The following is a 23785-nucleotide window of genomic DNA, read 5'->3' as shown; positions in this document are numbered from 1 at the left end:
ACGTGGCGATTCACTACGTAAGCATTGCCAAAACGGATTGGAGCAACCGACCCTTTATGTTGTTGATCATCGATAACTACGACTCTTTTACCTACAACCTTTACCAATACTTCTGCGAGCTTGGTGCAGACGTAAAGGTGGTGCGTAACGATGAAATCGATATCCAAGGCATTGAGGCGCTCAACCCAACTCATTTGGTGATCTCGCCAGGGCCATGTACGCCGAACGAAGCAGGTATTTCACTGAAAGCGATAGAACACTTCGCTGGTAAGCTTCCAATATTGGGTGTTTGCCTTGGCCATCAAGCGATAGCGCAAGTGTTTGGGGGTGAAGTGGTACGTGCACGACAAGTGATGCACGGTAAGACCTCACCGATTCGTCATAACGGTCGTAGTGTGTTTAAAAATCTGAATAACCCACTCACGGTAACCCGTTATCACTCTCTTGTGGTGAAAAACGGTACTTTACCCGACGTGTTTGAACTGACTGCATGGACAGAACTGCCGGACGGAAGCATGGATGAAATAATGGGTTACCAACATAAAGCCTTGCCAATTGATGCGGTGCAGTTCCACCCAGAATCAATCAAAACTGAGCAAGGTCACGAGTTGCTTGCGAACTTTTTAGCACGCAAAGCGATCTGATCGCGATCACTTTTCTTAACAAATCATTCATCTTTTTGCTGAGGTGAGCAGATTGCAAAACTATGCGATTCTCTCGAGTCTCTTTGTCTATTCATGTCTTTTTAAACCTTCTATCCCCTGTATTACATAACATTTATAAAAAATCACTTCTCTATTTTACTTTCTTGATGCATAAATAGTCATAAGCAGTGATTAATGGAAGTTGCTTTCGAGAACGAAAAGAATAAATCACTATTGAAATGGTTAATTAAATGTAAATACAATGCCGCAATAGCTTAAATGCAAAACATTATTTGCTGGCAAAGAGAGCCGGTTAAATTCGCTTATCTGCTACGCATGCGGTATCAAGAAGGAATGTGCAATGACAACGGAAATTAAAGTAGAGCGCGGTTTATTCGATGAGGTAATGGTACCTTGCTATAACCCGATGGAAATGATCCCTGTTAAAGGTAAAGGTTCACGTGTTTGGGATCAGGAAGGTAATGAATACATCGACTTTGCTGGTGGTATTGCAGTGAGCTGTCTTGGCCATTGTCATCCAGTAATGGTAAACGCACTAACAGAGCAAGCTAACAAGCTTTGGCACTTAAGTAACGTTATGACGAACGAACCAGCCCTTCGTCTGGCGAAAAAGCTAACAGAAGTGAGTTTTGCTGAGCGTGTGTTCTTTGCTAACTCTGGCGCAGAAGCAAACGAAGCCGCTTTGAAGCTGGCACGTCGTTATGCAGCAGACGTTCATGGTACTGAGAAATCTGAAATCATTGCATTCAAACAAGGTTTCCACGGTCGTACATTCTTTACCGTAACGGTTGGTGGCCAAGCGGCATACTCTGACGGCTTCGGTCCTAAGCCAGGCGACGTGACACACCTTCCTTACAACGATATCGAAGCTTTACAAGCACACATGTCTGATCGTACTTGTGCGGTCATGATGGAGCCATTACAAGGTGAAGGCGGCATCGTGCCACCAACGCCTGAGTTCGCTCAAGCGGTTCGCGAGCTGTGTGACAAACACAACGCCTTACTGATCTTCGATGAAGTGCAAACTGGTAATGGCCGAACAGGTAACTTCTACGCTTACCAAGGTTTAGGTATCACGCCAGATATTCTAAGTACTGCGAAATCACTTGGTGGCGGTTTCCCAATCGGTGCAATGCTAACGACAGCAAAATTGGCAGAGCACATGAAAGTGGGCACTCACGGTTCTACATATGGCGGTAACCCACTAGCGTGTGCGGTTGCAGAAGCGGTTGTAAATGAAGTCACTAAGCCAGAGGTTTTGGCTGGTGTACTAGAACGCGAAGCAATGTTCCGTGAAGGTCTAGAGAAGATCAACGCGAAGTACAACATCTTCTCAGAAGTGCGCGGTCAAGGCCTATTACTTGGCGCTGCACTAAATGAAGAATGGCAAGGCCGTGCGCGTGACGTGCTGGTTGCTGCAGGTAAACAAGGTCTCATGGTATTGGTTGCGGGTGCCAATGTCGTACGTTTCACACCATCACTCGTTATCACACAACAAGAAATTGAAGAAGGCTTGGCGAAACTGGATAAAGCGATCGCGACTTTAGTTTAAGCGCGATATCAGTTTAAACGTCAACGCAGACACCCCCGTCAAGGATCTCTGATGGGGGAATTGTTCCTACAATATAGTTAGGATCTTCTTGCATCTGGAGGGAGTATTGATGCTAGTAGTTCGCCCTATCGCGATGTCGGATTACGACGCACTGCACACTTGTGCGGTGGAGTCTGGTCACGGATTTACATCTCTACCGGTTAACGAAGAACTGTTAACCAATCGAATCAAACATTCAGAGTACAGCTTTGGTAAGCCAGATGTGGCAGAACCAGGCGATGAAGGCTACCTGATGGTTGGCTTTGACTCTGAAACGGGTGAGGTTGCGGGTACCACCGGAATCGAAGCATCTATCGGCTGGGATGTCCCATTTTACTCATATCACATTAGTAAAGTTGTGCACTCGTCGCCAAAGCTTGGCGTTAACAACGTCGTTAAACTGCTTACTTTTGGTAATAACTACACGGGTAACAGCGAAATTTGTACCTTGTTCTTGCGTGAGAAATTCCGCCAAGGTCTGAATGGTCGTCTAATGTCGAAGTGTCGTTTCCTAATGATGGCAGAGCACCCAGAGCGCTTCTCTGAAACGATCTTTGCGGAGATGCGTGGCGTTTCAGACGACGAGGGTAATTCACCATTCTGGCAATGGCTTCAAGAGCATTTCTTCTCTATCGATTTCACTCTTGCAGATTACCTGACAGGTATCGGCAAGAAAGGCTTTATCGCCGACTTGATGCCGAAACTGCCTATTTACATCAATCTGCTCAGCCCAGAAGCGCAAGCCGTGATTGGTCAAGTACATGACAACACGCGTCCAGCGCTGAAGCTGCTTGAGCGTGAAGGTTTTACCAACCGAGGCTACGTCGACATCTTCGACGGTGGCCCAACGGTTGAGTGTGATCTGCGTAATATTGAGTCGGTACGTCATTCATTCCGTGCGCAAGTCAAAATCTCTGAACATTCCAGCACACAAGACTTCTTGATGTGTAATTCATCTTTCGAGAACTTCCGTGCGACAGTCACTAAAGCGGCGTATGACGCAGAAACACAAAGCGTGATGATTGCACCAGACGTTGCGGATGCACTTTCGGTTGAAGAAGGGGATTTCGTTCGCCTTCTTCCGCAGTAACAGACGACAGAATTTAAGGATAGAAACAATGACACATTGGATTGCAGGTGAGTGGGTACAAGGTCAGGGTGAAGCATTTACGTCTCTGTCGCCGTACAACCAAGAAGTAATCTGGCAAGGCAAAGGTGCAACGGCAGAGCAGGTGAACCAGGCGGTATCTGCAGCGCGTGAAGCGTTTATTGACTGGAAAAAGCGTCCATTTGCAAAGCGTGAGGCGATCGTGTTGGCTTTTGCTGAGAAAGTAAAAGAGAACAGCGAAAAAATCGCTGAAGTGATTGCCAAAGAAACCGGCAAGCCAATCTGGGAAACACGTACCGAAGCGGCAGCGATGGCAGGTAAAATTGCGATTTCTATTCGCGCTTATCATGACCGCACTGGTGAGGCGAGCCGTGAAGCAGCAGGCAACCAAATCGTATTGCGCCACCGCCCATTGGGCGTGATGGCGGTGTTTGGTCCTTACAACTTCCCAGGCCACCTACCAAATGGTCACATTGTGCCTGCGCTATTGGCTGGTAACACGGTAGTCTTCAAACCGTCTGAGCAAACGCCATGGACGGGTGAATTGGCAATGAAGCTATGGGAAGAAGCCGGTCTGCCGAAAGGCGTGATTAACCTTGTCCAAGGCGCGAAAGAAACTGGTATCGCCCTCGCTGACGCTAAAGGCATTGATGGCGTACTGTTTACGGGTAGCGCGAATACGGGGCATGTATTACACCGTCAATTTGCGGGTCAACCGGGCAAGATGCTCGCACTAGAAATGGGTGGTAATAACCCGATGGTGATCTCTGATAAATATGGTGATTTGGATGCCACGGTTTACACCATCATCCAGTCAGCGTTTATCAGTGCTGGGCAGCGTTGTACGTGTGCTCGTCGTTTGTATGTGCCATTGGGTGAAAAAGGCGATGCGCTTATCACCACACTCATTGAAGCGACACGCAATATTCGCGTAGACCAACCATTTGCAGAACCTGCGCCATTTATGGGACCGCAAATTTCGGTCGCGGCAGCCAAGTTTATTCTTGATGCACAAGCTAATCTACAGTCTCTTGGCGGTGAAAGCTTGATTGAAGCGAAAGCAGGAGAGGCGGCGTTTGTTTCTCCAGGCATCATTGATGTAACGAACATTGCTGAGTTACCAGATGAAGAGTACTTCGGCCCACTTCTGCAAGTGGTGCGCTACGAAGGATTAGACAAAGCCGTGGCGCTAGCAAACGATACGCGCTTTGGCTTATCTGCTGGTTTGGTTTCAACCGACGACCAAGAATGGGAATACTTCGTTGACCACATTCGTGCAGGAATCGTGAACCGTAACCGCCAGCTTACTGGGGCAAGCGGTGATGCGCCATTTGGTGGTCCGGGGGCGTCGGGTAACTTGCGCCCAAGCGCTTACTACGCAGCAGATTACTGTGCGTACCCAATGGCATCAATGGAAGGTCAAGAAACTGTCTTGCCTGCAACATTGAGTCCAGGTGTAGCACTATAAGTTTTAATAATAGAGTCGCAACTATGCATTGCGGCTCACCTTGCCGGCGCATCATTTAGGTATGGGTTGTAGTGATCGTTGGCAGAACACGAAAAGTGAGCAAAGACTCGGAAAAGCGTGTTGACTGACTGGCATTTACCGTCACAGGTTGATGGTTGCTCGTTCATTATTCTGGACAACTTTTGTTGTGAACGAGCAGCCAACTTCCGCTTACCTTTAAACTCTACATCTCGTAACAAGGAGTCGTTATGACGCCCGATGTGTTATTTGAATCGCTATGGCAAGATTACATTCAACGTCTTTGCCCTTCGGCTGCTAAAGTGCATCAGCTGCTTCAAGAAGATGAGCCTCTGATTAATGATCATATAGCTTTACGTACCTTCAATATCGCGCCTCTTGGTATTGAAACTCTAGCTAAGCCATTTGTAGCTATTGGTTACAAGGCGTGTGGTGATTACATTTTCGAAAGCAAAAAGCTGGTTGCTAAGCACTATGAGCACCCAGATCCGAAGCAACCTAAAGTATTTATTAGTGAGCTAAAAGTTGAAGAGTGCTCGCCTGAGCTACAAGAGATTGTGAAAAATTTGGTGGCACAAATCGATGCTGACAAGCTGAAAGATAGCGCATTCTTACATGGTGGACGCTTGTGGGATTTAAGCTTTGCTGATTACCAAACGTTGGCTAAAGAAAGTGAGTACGCATCTTGGCTTGCGGCGCATGGTTACGGAGCAAACCACTTCACGGTGAGCGTTAACCAGCTCAATGAATATGAAGAAGTGAAGCAGGTAAACGATCATCTGCGTACCGCTGGGTTTACCATTAATGAAAATGGTGGTGAAGTGAAGGGCACTCCTGAGGTGTTGCTAGAGCAGTCATCGACCATGGCAGATAAAGTAGCGGTTCGTTTTAGCGAAGGCACTGAAATTATCCCTGGCGGGTTTTATGAATTTGCTAAGCGCTATCCGATGGAAAATGGTGATTTGTACCCAGGTTTCGTGGCCGCTTCAGCTGACAAAATCTTTGAAAGTACGAATGGCTAAGTTTTAGGGTTAACCTGTTAAGCTTACTCATTAGTGTTCGCTGCACCCTATCTCATTTGGTCATGAGTAAATAAAAAGCCACCAATGTTGCCATTGGTGGCTTTTATAATTTTGTTCGTGTCACTCTAGTTCGAGATTAACGAGTACCGTAAACCACGATGGTTTTACCGTGAGCAGAGATTAGGTTCTGCTCTTCTAGCATCTTCAAGATACGACCTACTGTCTCACGAGAACAGCCAACAATTTGACCGATTTCTTGACGAGTGATCTTGATTTGCATGCCGTCTGGGTGAGTCATTGCGTCTGGTTGTTTTGCAAGGTTCAGAAGCGTCTGAGCGATACGACCAGTTACGTCTAGGAACGCCAGGTCACCCACTTTTTGGCTAGTTACTTGAAGACGACGAGCCATCTGCGCAGAAAGACGCATTAGGATGTCTGGGTTTACTTGGATAAGCTGACGGAACTTCTTGAAAGAAATTTCAGCAACTTCACAAGGAGATTTAGCACGAACCCAAGCTGTGCGCTCTTGGTCTTCCTCGAATAGACCAAGTTCACCAATAAAGTCTCCTTGGTTTAGGTAAGAAAGGATCATCTCCTTACCTTCTTCGTCTTTGATAAGAACCGCAACAGAACCTTTAACGATGTAGTACAAAGTTTCTGCCTTTTCGCCCGCGTGAATTAGCGTGCTCTTTGAAGGGTACTTATGAATATGACAGTGTGAAAGAAACCACTCTAATGTTGGGTCGGTTTGAGGTTTACCTAGAACCATAATATCTCACTTCCTCTGCAGGGTACGCTTGCGCTATCCATATTTTAGCTAAGCCTGAATTAGGCCTACTAGAATAAGAGCACTTTTTATATGCTGCAAGCTCTCTTGTGTTTCGGTAAGAAATAGTATCCTTTTTCGAAAACGATTTCTTGATTTTAATCGTGCCATGATTGAGATTTTGTAAGCAAAACTGTGCACATGATCACGGTATGAAAAGTAAACATCTTCGCAGGCAGGTTTTTAGCCAATTTTCCCTGTTTCGATGAGCTGTTGTAGGATAGGCCGAACTATGAGCTCCATTGCAAAGCTCATCTTACCGCCGGGTACGACAATCGTGTTGTGGCGTGACATGAATGAGCCATCAATCATGGCCAGCAGATATGGGAAGTCGACATTCTTGATACCGCGTAGGCGAATCACCACAAAACTCTCATCCAAACTAGGGATGCCTTTTGCATTAAGTGGGTTGGAAGTATCAACGGTCGGTACGCGCTGGAAGTTGATGTGAGTACGAGAAAACTGCGGAGTGATATAGTTGAGGTAATCGTCCATGGATCGCACGATTGAGTCCATTACCGCTTCACGCGAATGGCCGCGATCGCGAGTGTCACGTACGAATTTTTGGATCCACTCTAAGTTCACAATCGGCACCATGCCAATTAAGAAATCCACATGTTGAGCAACATTAACATCGCCATCGACCACGCCACCATGTAACCCTTCATAAAACAGCACGTCGCTGTTTTCGGGTAAGTCTTGCCACGGTGTAAACGTGCCTGGCATTTGATTGTAGGGAACCGCTTCGTCAAACGTGTGCAGATAACGGCGCACGCTGCCAGTGCCGTCATGCCCGAACTTACGGAAAAACTCTTCTAATCCCGGGAAGTCATTAGCTTGTGGGCCAAAGTAGCTAATGTGTCGACCTTGCTCGCGGGCTTTGCGGATTTCGATGTCCATCTCTGGGCGAGTAAAGCGATGGAAGCTATCGCCTTCAACCCATGCGGGTTTAACGTTCATCATATTGAACATTTTACGGAAGGCTTCAGATGTAGTGGTCGTGCCGGCACCGGACGAACCAGTAACCGCAATAATTGGGTGTTTAGCTGACATGACAAACCTTGTCGAAAATTACTTACCTGTAATGTGCAGTAGAGTTACTACTGCACGGTCGATATCCCACTATAGCACGTAACAATACCTTGTCATCGAGTGGGATACGGTAAAATGTGAAGGGTCTAAAATTTTGTTTTATGTTGAATATCGACGGTTTCGTGTAGCTCAGAGAACACGATAACCGCTTCACCTTTTTCCAATTGAGCTTTGACTTGATCAATTTTGTCTTGCAAAGAAACCTCGACGGTTCCGTAATCCGTTCCTTCGCGTAAGACGAATTCACGAATTAAGTTTTCCAATGTTTCCGGCGCAATGTCTTGCCATGGAATGATCATAAATACCTCTAACTTTTATGATGAGCGGCTAGTTTACTGCGTTCGTTGCTTGGATACAGCAGAAAGGTAATCTGCGGCGATACTTTCGTAATACGCGGGCAGCGCTTCCTCCAACCAAAACTTAGGTTTTAACGCCGTTCCTGTCAGGAAGCCAACATGGCCACCGTGTTCAAAGAGACGGTAATCAATGTTATCTGGCAGAACAAACTTCGGGATCACATCGTCGGTCATGAACGGATCGTCTTTGGCATGGATGATCAGTGTGGGTAGCGTGATTTGCTGTAGTTTACTTAAGCCAGAGCATTGGTCGTAATAATCTTGTGCGTCTTTGAAGCCATGCAATGGTGCGGTAATCAAATCATCGAATTCATACAATCGTGTGACACGTTTTATTGAGTTGTAGGACAGCGCAAGCTCGCCATGCAGTAGATGATGCTTTTGTAACGCGTTACGTTTCAGTGAAGAAAGCAGATAACGGCGATACACTTTTGAAAAGCCTTGTTCTATACGGTTTGCACACGCCGCTAGGTCTAAAGGCGCTGAGATAATAGTCGCTGCATTCAAAATAGGGTGGTCTTTATATTGGGCTAAATAATTCGCCAACATGTTACCGCCAAGAGAAATACCAACTGCAACTTTGGGATTATCAGGAAAACGTTGTTCAAGGTGCTCTAGGAAGTAACGAGCATCCGTCACTTCACCCGAGTGGTAAGCTCGTGCTTTTTTGTTTGGTTTACCGCTGCAGCCACGAAAATGCATCATCACCGACAGCCATCCAGATTGAGCAAATGCATTCATTAACCCATTGGCATAAGGGCTATAGAAGCACCCCTCTAATCCATGAAATAAAACAAAAATCGGCTTTTTTTGTGCAGGCTCTTGGGTTGGGTTCTCGCTCCACGCGAGATCGAGAAAGTCGCCATCGGATGTATCGAGGGTTTGCCAAATCGGCGTAAATAACGCTTTTTTGCGAATAAAACGCGGCAAAAGTGTTTGGAGATGCGGGTTTTTGATCCCGGCGGCTGCGAAAAATTGTGTCATACCTAACTGCTCTTATGCGGTCCTTCGGTGTCCGTTGAAGAACTTATTAATATAATCCTTTATAAAGATTATAGGTATTCTACAGATTTATGGGCGTTTTGGTGGTTGAATGTTTGGCACCGGAATAGCAAAGGCTTGCTGCAAATGCTCCCCACCGAGTTGACGACAGTATCTCAACGTCAGTGGGTCACCATCATTTTTGAGTAGTGTAAGTGAGTTAATGCAGTCCACCAAATCCGCTTGTTGCTGCTTTTCTAGTTGCAGCTCAAACTGCAAGGTCTCACGATACAAAGCGTCATTGACTTGAGACTTAAGGTGGCGACGAAGGTCGCGAAAGGAGTGAAGTAAAGTTTCGCTTCTACCTAGACAGTCTTGCACCAAGGGCCAGTCTTTTTCTTGGAAAATGAGTTGCTGCTCATCGAGCCATCTGAGCAGCAGGAGTAGGTTCACGTTACCGTGGTAGTTGTTTTGCAATGATAAGCACGCCTCTTTCACTTCTCGCACACCATAAAACTGCAGACTAAACTGCCAAAGGTGTTCTAGGGTGAGTGTGTATTCAGCGTGTTGATTACTCATTGATTAAACTCTAGCTCCATCTGCTCCAACGTTTCTTGAGCAGACATCCATTCCATTTCAATTTCTTCGAGCTCAGCCTTACTAGAAGCTTGAAGTGCCAGCACTTGGTTAAGTTTAGCTTTATTTTCGGCCGCATACAGTGAGTTGTCCGCCAATTGTTCTTCAGCTTCGGCCAGTGCAGCACCTAACTTATCCATTTTATTTTCTAGTTGTGTCAGCGTTTTGCGAATTGGCGCTGTCTGTTTTCGAAACTCTGCATCGCGACGTTTTTGCTCTTTCTTCGCAGCTGCGCTGTTGGCCGTATCTTTGCTTGGCTGCGCGGCCTGCGCTTCTTTGCGTTCCGCTCTTTGTTGTTCGGTTAACCATTTGTAATAGTCATTTAAGTCACCGTCGAACGGAGCAACTTGTCGATCATGCACTAAATACAAGTCATCGGTCGTAGCGCGCAGTAAATAGCGGTCGTGCGAAACAATCACCATTGCACCTTCGAACGTTTGCAGTGCCATCGTCAATGCCTGACGCATGTCCAAATCCAAGTGGTTGGTTGGTTCATCAAGTAGCAACAGGTTTGGCTTTTGCCACACAATTAAAGCCAATACCAAACGGGCTTTTTCGCCACCAGAAAACGGCGCAACTTTTTCTAGTGCTTTGTCACCTTGGAAGCCAAAGCTACCTAGGTAATCACGTAGCTGCTGTTCGGTTTGATCGGGTGCGATTTGCATCATGTGTTGCAGCGGTGTTTCTTCAGGGTGAAGCGTTTCTAACTGGTGCTGAGCGAAGTAACCAATTTTCACGCCTTGTGAGTAAGTTAGGTCACCACCTTGCGCGTTAAGTTCACCAGAGAGCAGCTTGATTAATGTCGATTTACCCGCACCATTACGGCCGAGTAGACCAATACGACTGCCAGGAACCAAGTTCAAGCGGATCTTCTCTAAGATGAGGTTGTCACCGTAACCTGCAGATACTTCATCCATCATCATGATTGGGTTTGGCAGCGCAGCTGGCTCACGGAATTGAAAGCTAAATGGGTTATCGAATTGAGCTGGCAGTACTTTTTCCATGCGCTCCAAAGCTTTGATACGGCTTTGGGCTTGGCGTGCTTTTGATGCTTTGTAACGGAAGCGGTCGATGTAGCTTTGCATGTGCGACATCTGCTTCTGTTGCTTTTCAAACATCGCTTGTTGTAACACCATTTTTTGCGCACGTTGGTTTTCGAATGACGAGTAGTTACCCGTGTATTCGTTCAGCTGCTGATTCTCGATGTGAATGATGCGACCAACAATTGGATCAAGGAAGTCTCGGTCGTGCGAGATCAGAATCAGCGTGCCAGGGTAGTTTTGTAGCCAACGCTCTAACCACATTACCGCATCCAAATCCAAGTGGTTGGTTGGTTCGTCGAGTAGCAGTAGATCAGAACGACACAATAGCGCTTGAGCCAAGTTAAGACGCATACGCCAACCACCCGAGAATTGGGTCAAACTCCAACTCATTTGCTCTTGGCTGAACCCTAAACCATCGAGCAGTTCTGCCGCGCGAGCGCGAATGCTGTAACCACCAATGGTTTCAATTTTACCGTGTATCTCGGCAACTAGGGTTCCGTTGTCTTGTGTTTCTGCTTTAGCCAACTGCTTTTCGAGTGCTCGGTACTCGCGATCACCATCAATGACGTATTCCAGTGCAGTGCGCTCTAGCGCAGGCGTTTCCTGTGCGACCCAGGCCAACTCCCAGTGTTGAGGTTGGCTAAATGAGCCAGCATCAATTGACAGTTCATCTTTCAGTAGGGCAAACAGCGTTGATTTACCGCAGCCGTTTTTGCCCACAAGACCGACTTTATCGCCAGGGTGAATAGTCGCAGAAGCTTGGTCTAAAAGAGGTTTACCGCCACGCAGTAACTGAATATCAGAGAAGGTAATCATAAAGTTTTCATTCACTTTGCGCAGTGCGCGTTGCTTGGTTACATAGCGAAGTGGTTTCAATCGTTTTTAAAGCCACTTGGGTATATATCTAGCGGTGAATAGTAGGGGTATTGGCCGGAAAAGTCGATTGATTCGCTTTAATTGCATTATGCTGTACAAAAAAGTATAACAATTTGATAACGGATAAAAATAACCACAAGGACGACCATTTGGCTGTTGCACCGTCTATTCTCCCAAAAGTTCTGGTCATTTATGCTCATCCAGAGCCACATAACTCGATTGCCAATCAAGTGATGATAAAAAAAGCTCAGTCGCTTGATCACGTCACTGTGCACGATCTTTACGGTGTTTACCCTGATTTCTTTATTGATGTGAATTACGAACATGAGTTGTTGCTCGCTCACGATGTGATCGTATTTCACCATCCACTTTATATGTATTCATGTCCAGCCCTATTAAAAGAGTGGCTAGACCGAGTGTTAGGTAAAGGCTTTGCGTTTGGCGGAGGTGCGGCGCTAGAAGGAAAATACTGGCGCAGTGTCATTACAACAGGTGGTAAAGAAGAAGCCTTCAGCGCGAAGGGGTACAACAAATACCCACTTGAGCAAATCTTGCAACCGTTTGAACTGACGGCAGCCCTATGCCAAATGCACTGGATTGAACCTCTGGTGTTGTATTGGTCAAGAAATGTTTCGGATATTGAACGCTACGAACATGCCGAGTTATACCGTGGATGGCTGAGTAACCCACTTGAAAACGGGCAAGCGGCAGATCGAGGAGGTCAGTATGGCGATCACCAGTGAGTTTCTTCAAAGCAGTGTGGTCTTTCTTTCGGCTGCGGTTATTGCGGTGCCGATTGCTCAGCGCCTCGGGCTTGGCTCGGTTTTAGGTTATTTACTCGCTGGTGTGTTGATTGGCCCATGGGGGCTTGGCTTAATTAGCGACGTTGATGCCATTTTGCATTTTGCCGAGCTTGGGGTTGTGTTGTTACTGTTTTTGATAGGGCTGGAATTAAACCCTAAAAAATTGTGGCAGATGCGAGGGCCGATTTTAGGTTTAGGCGGTGCGCAGGTTGTGGTCACGACCGCCGTGATTGGTAGTGTCGTCAGTATGTTTGGCGTAAGCATGCAAGTGAGTTTAGTGATCGGGATGGGGTTGGCGCTGTCCTCGACGGCGATTGCGCTTAAAGTCATTGAAGAGCAAGGGCTTAATGGTACCGAAACGGGGCAATCTGGTTTTGCGGTGCTGCTCTTTCAAGATATTGCAGTGATCCCGATGCTGGCGATGTTGCCCTTGCTAGCAGGCGGGCATAGTGGTGGAAGTTGGTTGGATGTCTTCACTATTTTAGGCAGTGTGGTAGCACTGTTGATTGGAGGTCACTTTTTACTACGTCCGCTATTTCGTTTTGTCGTGATGAGCGGCGTTCGTGAGCTCTTTACCGTTGCTGCACTTTTAGTCGTGCTTGGCATTTCGGTCGTGATGCAAAAGCTCGGCCTTTCGATGGCATTGGGGACTTTTTTAGCAGGCGTTTTGCTGGCAGAGAGTGAGTATCGCCATGAGTTGGAAATCGCTATCGAGCCATTTAAAGGTCTGTTGTTGGGGTTATTCTTTATTGCGGTGGGCATGGCGGTAAACTTGGGGTTATTGGCATTACATCCTTTAGAGATTCTCGGTGCGGTGGTGGCTTTGGTCGTGGTTAAGGGTTTGGTTTTGTATGCATTGGCGAGAGCTGCCCGTGTCGGAGCCAAAGCGAGAAGCCGTATGGCTGCAATTTTGAGCCAAGGCGGTGAGTTTGCCTTTGTCATATTTACCGCGGCGAGCCAAGAGGGCATTTTGTCCAAAGAGCAAGTGGCGTTTCTGTTGGTGGTGGTCAGTCTATCCATGGTGACGACTCCTCTTTTGCTGATGGGACAAAAGAAGTGGTTTGCTCATACCCTGAATCAAGAAGAAGAGGGCATGACCACGAAAGTCGTGGATCGCCGACCACGCGTTATCATTGCAGGCTTTGGACGTTTCGGTCAGATCGTCGGACGTTTAATGTATGCCAATAAAATCAAAGTGACAGTATTAGAAAGTGATGCCAGCCAAATCCACCTATTACGTAAGTATGGTTACAAAGTGTTTTATGGCGATGCTACACAAATTGACCTATTGAGGGCTGCTGGCGCTGATAAAGCGGAAGCATTGATTATTTGTACTGATTCACCTGATGAGGTGATGGCCATCGTGGACATTTGTCGCGTGCACTTCCCGAAACTTAAGTTGTTAGCCCGAGCAAGAAGCCGTGTCGAGGCTTACCAGTTAATGAGTCATGGTGTAGAGAATTACTCTCGTGAAACATTTTTAGGGGCGCTAGATCTCGGTCGCCAAGCGCTCGTAGAACTGGGTATGCATCCTTATCAAGCAAAGCGGGCAGAAGCACATTTTCGCAAGTTAGATAATGCTATGCTTAAGGACTTATTGCCTCAACACAATGAAGATAAGAAATTAGCTCAAAGAGCGAAAGAGGCCCGCAAAGAGCTAGAAGAAATATTTGGTCGTGAAATGGAGAGCGACCATCAGTCACCTAATCATTGGAAGTAGTACTTGAGCCAAGACTCAAGCTAAGGAAATAGCGTGAAAATCAAGAAACGTTTTATTGCCGGCGCTAGCTGCCCAAATTGCAGCCAGCAAGATACCCTGCGCTGGTGGATTGAAAATAACATCGAATTAGTTGAGTGTGTCGAGTGTGAGTTTACAGAGCAGCGTAAACCACAATCTGTAGAGAAAAATAAACACTCAGATCAGGAAATGATCGGAATTTTTAAGCCGGAGTAATTGAACTTCGATAATTGATCCCCATAATACACCCAGATATCTCAGTACTTAACCCCATTCAGGTTAAGTCAATTAATCTCCCTGGAGTTAGTATGAAAATTGAAAAGAACGTTGTTGCAAGCCTTGCATACAAAGTAATGATGGAAGACGGTGTCGTTGTTGATCAATCAACAGCAGAAGCACCTCTAGATTACCTTCACGGTCACAACAACCTAATCACAGGTCTTGAAAAAGAACTTGAAGGTAAAGTGGCTGGCGACAAGTTCTCAGTAACGGTAGCTCCTGAAGAAGCTTACGGTGAGCACAACGATGCGCTAGTACAGCGCGTTCCTGCGGACGTGTTCCAAGGCGTTGAGCAAATCGAAGTGGGCATGCGCTTCCTAGCTGACACTGACCAAGGTCCAATCCCTGTTGAAGTAACAGAAGTTGACGGCAACGAAGTGGTTGTTGACGGTAACCATATGTTAGCTGGTCAAACACTAACTTTCGAAGTAGAAGTTATGTCTACACGTGAAGCAACAGCAGAAGAGATCGAACACGGTCACATCCACCAAGGTGGTGGCTGTTGTGGTGGTCACGATCATGACCACGATCACGAAGAAGAAGGCGGCTGCTGTGGCGGCGGTAGCTGTGGTTCTCACTAATCATAAGCTCCTTCACTAGATAATCTTATCTAGCAAAGCTTTGAAAAGCGCAAGTTGAGTTTTCAACTTGCGCTTTTTGTTTATCTAAGGTGTAGTGCCAACCATACAAGGAATAACAGTTGGACAAAGCGATGACGAAACCTTTCTCGATTGCCATTCATGGTGGTGCGGGCACCATCTTGCGTGAACAGATGAGCGATGAGCTGCAACAATCCATCTTGGCGGATTTAGAAGCTGCGGTAAAAGCGGGACATCAAATTCTAGACACGGGCGGTGAAGCCTTAGATGCCGTCGTAGCGGCAGTGAAAGTATTGGAAGACTCTCCTAACTTTAATGCGGGTAAAGGCTCAGTGCTGACCAACAACGAAATGGTTGAAATGGACGCTTCTGTGATGGATGGGCGAAACCTTGCAGCAGGCGCGGTCGCTGGGGTTCGTCATATCAGAAACCCAATTGAGCTCGCTCGTGACGTGATGCGAAACAGCAATCATGTGCTGTTGGTGGGTGAGGGCGCAGAGAAGTTTGCTTTTGAGCAAGGCCATGAGTATACCGAGCAAGATTACTTCTTTACTGATCGCCGTTATGAGCAGTTGCTGTCTATGCGTGAGAAAGGACTGTTTGCTTTGTCGGAATCTCGTTACCCAGATGACCGTAAGCACGGTACGGTTGGTGCGGTAGCGTTAGATCAACAAGGCAACTTAGCCGCTGCCACCAGTACGGGTGGCGTGACGAATAAGAAATACAACCGAGTCGGAGATTCGGCTCTTATTGGTTGTGGTACGGTGGCCGAAAATGGCGTCGTGGCAGTTTCCACTACGGGTGTCGGCGAGTTCTTTATTCGTAAACGTGTTGCGGAAGACGTTGCAGCACGTATGCGTTACTTACAAGAAGATATTCATACGGCTTGTGAACACATTATCCAAGGTGATCTCAAACAGATGGGCGGAGAGGGCGGTTTGATTGCCATTGATGCTAAAGGTGAGATGCACTTTGCGATGAACAGTTCTGGCATGTACCGAGCAGGCATTAATACGCAAGGCGAGCTGAGCGTTAAAATCTACGCCGACGAATAGCTTCCTCTTGAGTACCTTCTTAAGTAATTAATACAACAAAGCCCAGAACATGTTCTGGGCTTTATGCTATTTGAGCCTGCATTTTAATAATGCGGTGGTGGGGTTTCTTCTGACGGATCGGCTAAATTCGACGAGTCCATATTTTTTACTTTACCTACCACATATTTCATCTGATCGAGCATCTTGGTAATTTGCAGTTGTTGCTGCGATAAAGCTCCGTTCAGATCTTCAATAGTCTGTTCTTGGAACGCAAGCTGACATTCTAAGTCATTAATGCGTGCTTCCAATTGCTGAATGATTTTTTCTGTCATGATCCGTTCTCTAACTGCCAAGCTTGGGCAATACCTGCTGAAGTAGCAGTAATTACACGTTGTTTTGAATCAAAGGCTGCATCATACACGACCGCACGGGGAGGGCGAGTGTCTTTTTTGGGCTCCACTTCAAATCCACTCATTCGTTTTCCGGTTTGAGTATCCCATATCGACACACGGCCAGAAGGGCTTCCTGTGACTAGTTGAGTCCCGTCGTCAGAAAATCGTGCGGTAGAGAAAATTAATTGGCGTGACCAACTGCTCAACTGTGTGACTTCTTGTCCAGTTTTTAAATTCCAAACAATCGCTTGGTTTCCGCCATCAGATGTCATTGCTAATTTTCCATCTCTTTGCAGGGCCACGCGAACAATTCGTTGTTCATGTTCGAAGGTTCGTAGTACTTGTCCGGTTTCGGTATCCCACAGATACGCTTTATAGTCATTACCTCCGGTTAGGGCGAAGCGCCCATTAGGAGAAATGGCCACGGAATTGACTTTTTCACGATGCGCAAGGAACTCCATGCGACGCCCGGTGACTAAGTTGACATAAATTGCTTTACCGTTGGATAACCCAAGCAGAACTTGTTCACCATTACTGGTGATATCAACGTCGCGAATGAGCGCATCAGAGATAGACCAAAGGCCTTCGGATTGCGTCCAGCCTAGGTCCCAAACTGCGAAGTTCATTTGGCTTGCTGTAATTGCGTAGCGACCATTGTCAGATATGCGGATATGGGAAACCACATTGGCATCGGCATCGAGTTCACCCAGATTGGCTAGTTGTTCATTTTGCTCTAGGTCCCACAACATCAAATGACGTTGTTGAGAATAGAGCAGAGCAAACCGTCCATCTCTGCTAAGTGCGAAGCTCGTCGCACCTTGAGGTTCTATCGGCCAACGCTGCACTTCACGCTCGGCGAAAAAGCAACCATTTAACGTGGTGATGACAATTAAATATAGGAATAAATGAAAAATTCTTTGCATCACATCTAATAATCCGGTTTGTGTCTTAAGACATATAGCTAGTATATTGGTATAACGATTGTCTTCACTAGTCTCATAGAAGATTTGTGCACAACAACCAATGGCAGAGCCATTATTGGGAGAATTTAATGAAATCAGTTTTAAAAGTGTCGCTACTTGCTGCAACAGTTATGCTAGCGGTAGGTTGTCAGAAAGAAGAAACTAAAACAGAAACCGCACCTCAAGCAGAACAAGTTCAAGCAGAAACCGGTAAAGCGGTTCACTTTAAAACCGACGACGACAAAGCGGCATACGCAATCGGTGTTTCATTTGCTAACTACCTAAGCACAAGCATCGACAAGCCAAGCGAAATCGGCATTAATCTTAACAAAGATTTGGTACTAAAAGGTATCGAAGACGTCTTCAAAGGCAATGCTGAATTGAATGAAGAAGAAACACGTGCAGCACTAGAATCTCTAGACAAGCGTGTTGCAGAAAAGATGCAAGCACAAGCGGCTGAGAAAGCAGCTGAAGCGAAAAAAGCTGGCGATGATTTCCGAGCTGAGTTTGAGAAGCAAGAAGGCGTAGTGAAGACAGATACAGGTCTTCTATACCAAGTAATGACACCAGCTGAAGGTGAGAAGCCAAAAGACACTGATACGGTTCAAGTACACTACAAAGGTACTCTGATCGACGGTACTCAGTTCGACAGCTCATACGATCGTGGTGAACCTGCAACGTTCCCACTTAACCGTGTAATCCCAGGTTGGACAGAGGGTGTTCAGCTAATGCCTGTGGGTTCTAAATTCAAATTCGTTATCCCGCCAGAGCTAGCATACGGTGACCAAGACACACCAAGCATTCCTGCTAACTCAACGCTAGTATTTGAAGTTGAGCTGCTAAAAGTTGAGAACGACAACGCAGAGCAATAACAATAAGCTGCGATAAGTTATTGAAAAAGGTCCGTTTAACGGGCCTTTTTTGTTCTAGGTCACTAGTTGGTGAGTTTGCTAGGTTGCTTTTCAAATTTTCTGATAAACTTACACCAATTTGTTGATTTTTCGCTCGAAGGCTTATGACAACTACAGAAACAATAAACGCGGAGATGTTGCTCGAAATGGAATCCGTTAACGTGATGCCGTTTACCGAGCACGACAAAATCATTTTAAGATCTTATGAGGCGGTCGTGGATGGTATCGCCAGCCTGATAGGTCCATTTTGTGAAATCGTTCTTCACTCTCTAGAAGACTTAAATACCTCTGCAATTAAAATCGCTAACGGTGAAAATACGGGGCGCCAAGTCGGCTCACCAATCACTGATTTAGCGCTTAAGATGCTAAAAGACATCGAAGGCTCGGAGCGCAACTTCTCACGTTCGTACTTTACCCGTGCAAAAGGTGGCGTGTTGATGAAGTCGATTACTGTCGCCATTCGTAATGGCGAAAATCGCGTGATTGGTTTGTTGTGTATCAACGTCAACTTGGATGCGCCTTTCTCGCAAGTTCTTCAGTCTTTCATGCCGACGCAAGAAGCGAAAGAAGCGGCTTCCTCGGTCAACTTTGCTAGTGACGTAGAAGAGCTGGTGGACCAAACTGTTGAACGCACCATCGAAGAGATCAATGCGGATAAATCCGTGTCTAACAACACCAAAAATCGCCAGATCGTGATGGAGTTGTACGACAAAGGTATCTTCGATATTAAAGATGCCATCAACCGTGTTGCGGATCGCCTTAATATTTCAAAACACACCGTTTACTTGTACATTCGTCAACGTAAAACCGAGGATGATGAAAGGTGAGTAAACTGACTTACACGTTAGTGGTGAATGGTCCCGTTTATGGCAGCCAGTCAGCGCGCAGTGCTTATCAGTTCGCCAAAGCGTTGATAGAGCAAGGCCATCAGCTAGTGAGCGTCTTCTTTTATCAAGATGGTGTGACTAATGGTACTGCTTTGAGTGTGCCAGCCAACGATGAATTTGATCTCAATAAGGCGTGGCAGTCTTTGGCTAAAGAGCATGGTGTTCGCCTAGAAACTTGTGTCGCGGCCGCTTTGCGTCGCGGGATTGTAAGTGAAGAAGAAGCGAATCAACATGGTTTGGTTCAGAACAATCTAGCCGATGGTTTTGAACAAGCAGGCTTAGGTAGCCTAGCTGAAGCGATGTTAACCCAAGACAGAGTGGTACAGTTTTGAGTCAGTTAACTTATCTATTTCGTAGTGCGCCACATGGCAGTGCAGCTGGTCGTGAAGGTGTGGATGCACTGTTAGCCGCGTCGGCTTACTGTGAAGATATCAGCGTCATTTTCATGGGTGACGGGGTATACCAGCTTCTACTCGGACAAGACCCCAACAATATTTTGAGTAAAGATTACGCGCCGATGTTAAAGCTTTTCGATTTATACGACATCGAACAAGTCTTTGTGTGTTCAGAGTCGTTAACCCAGCGAGGTTTGGCGCAAGCGGATTTAGTCCTTGAAGCCCAAGCGTTAAGCTCAGAACAGCTCAAAGATAAGTTACAACACGCTGGCAAGCTACTGTCTTTTTGAGGAAGTTATGTTACACATCATAAAAACAGTCTCTGCTCTAGAAGACGCCATGCCCTTATGCAGTGAACAGGATGACATCTTACTTATAGAAGATGCAGTGTACGCTGCTAACTCGCAACATAAAGCATTTTCCCATCTAAAAAACCGCAGCGTATTTGTGTTGGAGAGCGATGCGCAAGCTCGCGGTATTGCAAATCGTATCAGTCCATCCCTGACGATTGTGAATTACTCAGGCTTCGTTGAACTAACAGCAAAACAGGATAAATCCCTAACTTGGGATTGAACAAGATTTGCTGTCGACAAAGCTTTACGGATGAATTGTTCTAATTGAACAAAAAAGATCCGTATATTTCTTGACACACCTCTCACTGCTGCATAGAATTTTGCGTCCCTAACTGCATTGGCAGTTGGGGATAGATTTTTCACAAAGCTTACTTTCAAGTAAATCAGGAGCTAGTTAATGGCAACTATTAACCAGTTGGTACGTAAGCCACGTGCAAAGCAAGTTGTTAAAAGCAACGTGCCTGCACTAGAAGCGTGCCCACAAAAACGTGGTGTATGTACTCGTGTTTACACTACTACACCTAAAAAACCTAACTCAGCACTTCGTAAAGTTTGTCGTGTACGTCTGACAAACGGCTTCGAAGTTACATCGTACATCGGCGGTGAAGGTCACAACCTTCAAGAGCACTCAGTTGTTCTAATCCGTGGTGGTCGTGTTAAAGACCTTCCAGGTGTGCGTTACCACACTGTTCGCGGCGCACTAGACTGTGCTGGCGTAAATGACCGTAAACAAGGTCGTTCTAAGTACGGTGTGAAGCGTCCTAAGTCTTAATGGATTCCGTTAAGTAAGGCCAAACACTAAATTATTTTTAATTTTTTGAAAAAACTGAAAAGTTTTGGATAAAACCTGAAGAAGACAACGGAGATAAATCCATGCCACGTCGTCGCGTCATTGGTCAGCGTAAGATCCTTCCAGATCCAAAATTCAAATCTGAATTGCTGGCAAAATTCGTTAACATCCTAATGGTTGACGGTAAAAAATCTACTGCAGAGAAAATCGTTTACACTGCACTAGATGCTATGGCTGAAAAGTCTGGTAAAGACCACTTAGCTATTTTTGAAGAAGCTCTTGAAAACGTTCGCCCAGCGGTAGAGGTTAAATCTCGCCGTGTTGGTGGTTCAACTTACCAAGTACCTGTAGAAGTACGTCCGGTTCGCCGTAACGCACTTGCTATGCGTTGGTTGGTTGAAGCTGCGCGCAAGCGTGGTGAAAAATCTATGGCTCAACGCCTAGCTGCTGAAATGCTAGACGCGTCTGAGAACAAAGGTACTGCGGTTAAGAAACGTGAAGACGTTCACCGCATGGCTGACGCAAACAAAGCGTTCGCTCATTACCGTTGGTAATACCTTCTGTGCTGCGAGGTTCTCTCGCAGCACTTTTCTATACTCTAAGGTACACCTTAGTAAGAGGATACAATCGTGGCTCGTAAAACTCCTATTGAGCTATACCGTAATATCGGTATCTGTGCTCACGTAGATGCAGGAAAAACAACCACAACTGAGCGTATTCTGTTCTACACTGGCCTTTCTCACAAAATCGGCGAAGTTCACGATGGTGCAGCAACCATGGACTGGATGGAGCAGGAGCAGGAGCGTGGTATCACTATCACATCCGCTGCGACTACTACATTCTGGCGTGGTATGGAAGCACAGTTCCCTGAGCATCGCGTAAACATCATTGATACCCCTGGACACGTTGACTTTACTATCGAAGTAGAGCGTTCTCTTCGTGTACTTGATGGTGCTGTGGTTGTGTTCTGTGGCTCATCTGGTGTTGAACCTCAGTCTGAAACTGTATGGCGTCAAGCAGACAAATACCACGTTCCACGTTTGGTATTTGTAAACAAGATGGACCGTGCGGGCGCAGACTTCCTACGCGTTGTGAACCAAATTAAGAATCGTCTTGGTGCGACTCCTGTTCCAATCCAGCTGAACGTTGGTGCGGAAGATGAGTTCAGAGGTGTCATCGACCTTATCAAGATGAAAATGATCAACTGGAATGATGCCGATCAAGGCACTTCGTTTACTTACGAAGACATCCCAGCTGACATGATTGAACTTGCTGAAGAGTGGCGCAACCACATGGTTGAATCCGCTGCTGAAGCTAGCGAAGAGCTGATGGACAAGTACCTTGAAGAAGGTGAATTGACTGAAGCTGAGCTCAAACAAGCTTTACGTACTCGCACACTAAATAACGAAATCGTACTGGCTACTTGTGGTAGTGCGTTTAAGAACAAAGGTGTTCAAGCGGTACTGGATGCAGTAGTTGAGTTCTTGCCATCGCCAGTTGACGTACCTGCAATTAAAGGTGTCGACGAAAGAGAAAATGAAGTTGAGCGTCATGCTGACGACAACGAACCTTTCTCTGCGCTAGCGTTTAAGATTGCGACTGACCCATTCGTGGGCACGTTAACTTTCATGCGTGTTTACTCCGGTGTTGTAAACTCGGGTGACGCTGTTTACAACTCAGTAAAAGAGAAGAAAGAGCGTTTCGGTCGTATCGTTCAGATGCATGCGAATAAGCGTGAAGAAGTGAAAGAAGTTCGCGCTGGTGATATTGCAGCTGCTATCGGTCTGAAAGACGTAACCACAGGTGACACGCTGTGTGATCAGAACCACAAAGTGATTCTAGAGCGCATGGAGTTCCCTGAACCAGTTATTCAGATTGCTGTAGAGCCTCGTTCTAAGGCAGACCAAGAGAAAATGGCTATCGCGCTAGGTAAACTAGCAGCGGAAGATCCATCATTCCGCGTGGAAACGGACGACGAATCAGGTCAGACTCTGATCTCAGGTATGGGTGAACTTCACCTAGACATTATCGTTGATCGTATGAAGCGTGAATTCAGCGTTGATTGTAACGTTGGTAAACCTCAGGTTGCTTACCGTGAAACCATTCGTGGTAAAGCGGAAGTTGAAGGTAAGTTTGTTCGTCAATCAGGTGGTCGTGGTCAATACGGTCATGTTTGGGTCAAACTTGAGCCTTCTGAGCCTGGTGAAGGTTTCGTATTCGTAGACGAAATCGTGGGCGGTGTGATTCCTAAGGAATACATCAGTTCGGTATCGAAAGGTATCGAAGAGCAAATGAATAGTGGTGTTCTAGCGGGTTACCCTGTACTAGATATTAAAGCTACACTATTTGATGGTTCTTACCACGATGTAGACTCAAGCGAGATGGCGTTTAAGATCGCTGGCTCGATGGCATTCAAGAAAGGTGCACTAGAAGCACAACCTGTGATTCTAGAACCTATGATGAATGTCGAAGTAACCACTCCGGAAGACTGGATGGGTGACGTTGTTGGTGACCTAAACCGTCGTCGCGGTATCATTGAAGGCATGGACGAAGGTGTGGCTGGTCTTAAGATCATCCGTGCTCAAGTACCACTATCCGAAATGTTCGGTTACGCAACTGATCTACGTTCTGCAACTCAAGGCCGTGCGTCTTACTCTATGGAGTTTCACGAGTACGCTGAAGTGCCGAAAAACTTCGCAGATAAAATTATTGCAGAGCGTGGTTACTAATTGACGATTGAACTGCAAAAAGTTTACGACTTTTTGCGAGATCAGGGCGTCCAAATATTGCGCTAACGGGCGTTGGCGCATAAAATAACAATTTCTGGCGCGTCGTCGATCAATAATGATCACGACGAATCATAACTAGGAAGGAACACGATCGTGTCTAAAGAAAAATTTGAACGTACGAAACCGCACGTTAACGTTGGTACTATCGGCCACGTTGACCACGGTAAAACA

The 23785-nt window shown here is 46.2% G+C and carries 26 protein-coding genes; 18 read left to right on the top strand and 8 right to left on the bottom strand.

All coding sequences use genetic code 11. The annotated features are described in order from the left end of the window. The first annotated feature begins 56 nt into the window (after positions 1-56). From R8N47_RS21930 to R8N47_RS21910, 5 genes are all read left to right on the top strand, one after another. The gene (locus tag R8N47_RS21930; RefSeq protein WP_031780782.1) at positions 57-644 is read left to right on the top strand and encodes an aminodeoxychorismate/anthranilate synthase component II; all 588 of its coding nucleotides are present in this window, start codon (positions 57-59) and stop codon (positions 642-644) included. A 361-nt stretch (positions 645-1005) separates the two neighbouring features. Continuing rightward, positions 1006-2217 (top strand): aspartate aminotransferase family protein, encoded by a 1212-nt coding sequence (locus tag R8N47_RS21925; RefSeq protein ID WP_064354372.1) that lies wholly within the window; start codon positions 1006-1008, stop codon positions 2215-2217. A 109-nt stretch (positions 2218-2326) separates the two neighbouring features. Continuing rightward, positions 2327-3346 (top strand): arginine N-succinyltransferase, encoded by a 1020-nt coding sequence (gene astA / locus R8N47_RS21920; protein WP_005381422.1) that lies wholly within the window; start codon positions 2327-2329, stop codon positions 3344-3346. Positions 3347-3374: 28 nt separating this feature from the next. Continuing rightward, a complete protein-coding gene (gene astD / locus R8N47_RS21915; protein WP_064354371.1) occupies positions 3375-4832 on the top strand; it encodes a succinylglutamate-semialdehyde dehydrogenase in 1458 nt (485 codons plus the stop codon). A gap of 248 nt (positions 4833-5080) precedes the next feature. Beyond that, positions 5081-5872 (top strand): DUF1338 domain-containing protein, encoded by a 792-nt coding sequence (locus tag R8N47_RS21910; RefSeq protein ID WP_064354370.1) that lies wholly within the window; start codon positions 5081-5083, stop codon positions 5870-5872. Between the two features lie 136 nt (positions 5873-6008). On the opposite strand, the gene crp is transcribed toward R8N47_RS21910, so the two are convergent. From crp to R8N47_RS21880, 6 genes are all read right to left on the bottom strand, one after another. Continuing rightward, positions 6009-6641 (bottom strand): cAMP-activated global transcriptional regulator CRP, encoded by a 633-nt coding sequence (crp, locus tag R8N47_RS21905; RefSeq protein WP_005381432.1) that lies wholly within the window; start codon positions 6639-6641, stop codon positions 6009-6011. A gap of 240 nt (positions 6642-6881) precedes the next feature. Then, complete coding sequence (locus R8N47_RS21900; RefSeq protein WP_005381434.1) at positions 6882-7751, bottom strand: phosphoribulokinase; 870 nt, start codon at positions 7749-7751, stop codon at positions 6882-6884. A gap of 125 nt (positions 7752-7876) precedes the next feature. After that, a complete protein-coding gene (locus tag R8N47_RS21895; RefSeq protein WP_005382815.1) occupies positions 7877-8089 on the bottom strand; it encodes a YheU family protein in 213 nt (70 codons plus the stop codon). Between the two features lie 33 nt (positions 8090-8122). Further along, positions 8123-9130 (bottom strand): hydrolase, encoded by a 1008-nt coding sequence (locus tag R8N47_RS21890; protein ID WP_064354369.1) that lies wholly within the window; start codon positions 9128-9130, stop codon positions 8123-8125. Between the two features lie 87 nt (positions 9131-9217). Next, positions 9218-9706, bottom strand: coding sequence for a TIGR02444 family protein (locus R8N47_RS21885; RefSeq protein ID WP_005381440.1), 489 nt, complete (start codon positions 9704-9706; stop codon positions 9218-9220). Then, entirely contained in the window at positions 9703-11622 is a 1920-nt protein-coding gene (locus tag R8N47_RS21880; protein WP_064354368.1) for an ABC transporter ATP-binding protein, read from the bottom strand. The genes R8N47_RS21885 and R8N47_RS21880 overlap by 4 nt, the downstream gene beginning before the upstream one ends. Before the next feature lie 209 nt (positions 11623-11831). Here R8N47_RS21880 and kefG point away from each other — a divergent pair, with 209 nt between their 5' ends. From kefG to R8N47_RS21855, 5 genes are all read left to right on the top strand, one after another. Then, a complete protein-coding gene (gene kefG / locus R8N47_RS21875; RefSeq protein WP_064354367.1) occupies positions 11832-12425 on the top strand; it encodes a glutathione-regulated potassium-efflux system ancillary protein KefG in 594 nt (197 codons plus the stop codon). Further along, the gene (gene kefB / locus R8N47_RS21870; protein ID WP_017633740.1) at positions 12409-14205 is read left to right on the top strand and encodes a glutathione-regulated potassium-efflux system protein KefB; all 1797 of its coding nucleotides are present in this window, start codon (positions 12409-12411) and stop codon (positions 14203-14205) included. Before kefG ends, kefB begins: the two co-directional genes overlap by 17 nt. A 33-nt stretch (positions 14206-14238) precedes the next feature. After that, a complete protein-coding gene (locus R8N47_RS21865; protein ID WP_005381449.1) occupies positions 14239-14439 on the top strand; it encodes a YheV family putative zinc ribbon protein in 201 nt (66 codons plus the stop codon). Positions 14440-14531: 92 nt separating this feature from the next. Then, positions 14532-15083, top strand: a complete 552-nt coding sequence (slyD, locus tag R8N47_RS21860) for a peptidylprolyl isomerase (RefSeq protein WP_005381451.1) — start codon at positions 14532-14534, stop codon at positions 15081-15083. 131 nt (positions 15084-15214) lie between these two features. Continuing rightward, positions 15215-16156: an isoaspartyl peptidase/L-asparaginase family protein gene (locus R8N47_RS21855; RefSeq protein WP_031812779.1), complete on the top strand. Its 942-nt coding sequence runs from the start codon at positions 15215-15217 to the stop codon at positions 16154-16156. Positions 16157-16239: 83 nt separating this feature from the next. Here R8N47_RS21855 and R8N47_RS21850 read toward each other — a convergent pair whose 3' ends face one another. Both R8N47_RS21850 and R8N47_RS21845 read right to left on the bottom strand, forming a co-directional pair. After that, on the bottom strand, positions 16240-16467 hold the full coding sequence (locus R8N47_RS21850; RefSeq protein ID WP_005381455.1) for a SlyX family protein: 228 nt from the start codon (positions 16465-16467) through the stop codon (positions 16240-16242). Continuing rightward, positions 16464-17450, bottom strand: a complete 987-nt coding sequence (locus R8N47_RS21845; protein WP_017633742.1) for a WD40 repeat domain-containing protein — start codon at positions 17448-17450, stop codon at positions 16464-16466. The genes R8N47_RS21850 and R8N47_RS21845 overlap by 4 nt, the downstream gene beginning before the upstream one ends. Positions 17451-17578: 128 nt before the next feature. Between R8N47_RS21845 and fkpA the strand changes: the two genes are divergently transcribed. The 8 genes from fkpA to fusA all read left to right on the top strand — a co-directional run bounded on the left by fkpA (position 17579) and on the right by fusA (position 23554). Next, entirely contained in the window at positions 17579-18361 is a 783-nt protein-coding gene (fkpA, locus tag R8N47_RS21840; protein ID WP_017821751.1) for an FKBP-type peptidyl-prolyl cis-trans isomerase, read from the top strand. A gap of 143 nt (positions 18362-18504) precedes the next feature. Then, positions 18505-19227 carry a transcriptional regulator gene (locus tag R8N47_RS21835; protein WP_005382804.1) on the top strand — a complete coding sequence of 241 codons (723 nt, stop codon included), beginning with the start codon at positions 18505-18507 and terminating at the stop codon, positions 19225-19227. Beyond that, on the top strand, positions 19224-19619 hold the full coding sequence (gene tusD / locus R8N47_RS21830; RefSeq protein WP_017633744.1) for a sulfurtransferase complex subunit TusD: 396 nt from the start codon (positions 19224-19226) through the stop codon (positions 19617-19619). Before R8N47_RS21835 ends, tusD begins: the two co-directional genes overlap by 4 nt. Beyond that, positions 19616-19972, top strand: coding sequence for a sulfurtransferase complex subunit TusC (gene tusC, locus R8N47_RS21825; protein WP_064354366.1), 357 nt, complete (start codon positions 19616-19618; stop codon positions 19970-19972). Before tusD ends, tusC begins: the two co-directional genes overlap by 4 nt. Before the next feature lie 7 nt (positions 19973-19979). Further along, positions 19980-20255 (top strand): sulfurtransferase complex subunit TusB, encoded by a 276-nt coding sequence (gene tusB / locus R8N47_RS21820; protein ID WP_005382799.1) that lies wholly within the window; start codon positions 19980-19982, stop codon positions 20253-20255. A 177-nt stretch (positions 20256-20432) separates the two neighbouring features. Then, the gene (rpsL, locus tag R8N47_RS21815) at positions 20433-20807 is read left to right on the top strand and encodes a 30S ribosomal protein S12 (RefSeq protein WP_004399892.1); all 375 of its coding nucleotides are present in this window, start codon (positions 20433-20435) and stop codon (positions 20805-20807) included. A gap of 101 nt (positions 20808-20908) precedes the next feature. Beyond that, positions 20909-21379 (top strand): 30S ribosomal protein S7, encoded by a 471-nt coding sequence (gene rpsG, locus R8N47_RS21810; protein WP_005382796.1) that lies wholly within the window; start codon positions 20909-20911, stop codon positions 21377-21379. A gap of 75 nt (positions 21380-21454) precedes the next feature. After that, a complete protein-coding gene (gene fusA / locus R8N47_RS21805; protein ID WP_005382794.1) occupies positions 21455-23554 on the top strand; it encodes an elongation factor G in 2100 nt (699 codons plus the stop codon). Positions 23555-23785: the final 231 nt, after the last annotated feature.

The organism is Vibrio sp. 2132-1 (assembly GCF_033344315.1).
Note: the sequence above shows the minus strand (reverse complement) of the source record. Positions and strands in the feature narration are given on the sequence as shown.

What these genes read in the sequence shown, in the direction of transcription:
- R8N47_RS21845 (WP_017633742.1), bottom strand. Translation starts at nt 17,450, where the DNA reads ATGCAAAGAATTTTTCATTTATTCCTATATTTAATTGTCATCACCACG.
- crp (WP_005381432.1), bottom strand. Translation starts at nt 6,641, where the DNA reads ATGGTTCTAGGTAAACCTCAAACCGACCCAACATTAGAGTGGTTTCTT.
- fkpA (WP_017821751.1), top strand. Translation starts at nt 17,579, where the DNA reads ATGAAATCAGTTTTAAAAGTGTCGCTACTTGCTGCAACAGTTATGCTA.
- rpsL (WP_004399892.1), top strand. Translation starts at nt 20,433, where the DNA reads ATGGCAACTATTAACCAGTTGGTACGTAAGCCACGTGCAAAGCAAGTT.
- tusB (WP_005382799.1), top strand. Translation starts at nt 19,980, where the DNA reads ATGTTACACATCATAAAAACAGTCTCTGCTCTAGAAGACGCCATGCCC.
- R8N47_RS21855 (WP_031812779.1), top strand. Translation starts at nt 15,215, where the DNA reads ATGACGAAACCTTTCTCGATTGCCATTCATGGTGGTGCGGGCACCATC.
- kefB (WP_017633740.1), top strand. Translation starts at nt 12,409, where the DNA reads ATGGCGATCACCAGTGAGTTTCTTCAAAGCAGTGTGGTCTTTCTTTCG.
- R8N47_RS21885 (WP_005381440.1), bottom strand. Translation starts at nt 9,706, where the DNA reads ATGAGTAATCAACACGCTGAATACACACTCACCCTAGAACACCTTTGG.
- R8N47_RS21930 (WP_031780782.1), top strand. Translation starts at nt 57, where the DNA reads ATGTTGTTGATCATCGATAACTACGACTCTTTTACCTACAACCTTTAC.
- astA (WP_005381422.1), top strand. Translation starts at nt 2,327, where the DNA reads ATGCTAGTAGTTCGCCCTATCGCGATGTCGGATTACGACGCACTGCAC.
- R8N47_RS21895 (WP_005382815.1), bottom strand. Translation starts at nt 8,089, where the DNA reads ATGATCATTCCATGGCAAGACATTGCGCCGGAAACATTGGAAAACTTA.
- R8N47_RS21910 (WP_064354370.1), top strand. Translation starts at nt 5,081, where the DNA reads ATGACGCCCGATGTGTTATTTGAATCGCTATGGCAAGATTACATTCAA.
- slyD (WP_005381451.1), top strand. Translation starts at nt 14,532, where the DNA reads ATGAAAATTGAAAAGAACGTTGTTGCAAGCCTTGCATACAAAGTAATG.
- R8N47_RS21900 (WP_005381434.1), bottom strand. Translation starts at nt 7,751, where the DNA reads ATGTCAGCTAAACACCCAATTATTGCGGTTACTGGTTCGTCCGGTGCC.
- R8N47_RS21925 (WP_064354372.1), top strand. Translation starts at nt 1,006, where the DNA reads ATGACAACGGAAATTAAAGTAGAGCGCGGTTTATTCGATGAGGTAATG.
- rpsG (WP_005382796.1), top strand. Translation starts at nt 20,909, where the DNA reads ATGCCACGTCGTCGCGTCATTGGTCAGCGTAAGATCCTTCCAGATCCA.
- R8N47_RS21890 (WP_064354369.1), bottom strand. Translation starts at nt 9,130, where the DNA reads ATGACACAATTTTTCGCAGCCGCCGGGATCAAAAACCCGCATCTCCAA.
- R8N47_RS21880 (WP_064354368.1), bottom strand. Translation starts at nt 11,622, where the DNA reads ATGATTACCTTCTCTGATATTCAGTTACTGCGTGGCGGTAAACCTCTT.
- astD (WP_064354371.1), top strand. Translation starts at nt 3,375, where the DNA reads ATGACACATTGGATTGCAGGTGAGTGGGTACAAGGTCAGGGTGAAGCA.
- R8N47_RS21850 (WP_005381455.1), bottom strand. Translation starts at nt 16,467, where the DNA reads ATGACAGAAAAAATCATTCAGCAATTGGAAGCACGCATTAATGACTTA.
- R8N47_RS21835 (WP_005382804.1), top strand. Translation starts at nt 18,505, where the DNA reads ATGACAACTACAGAAACAATAAACGCGGAGATGTTGCTCGAAATGGAA.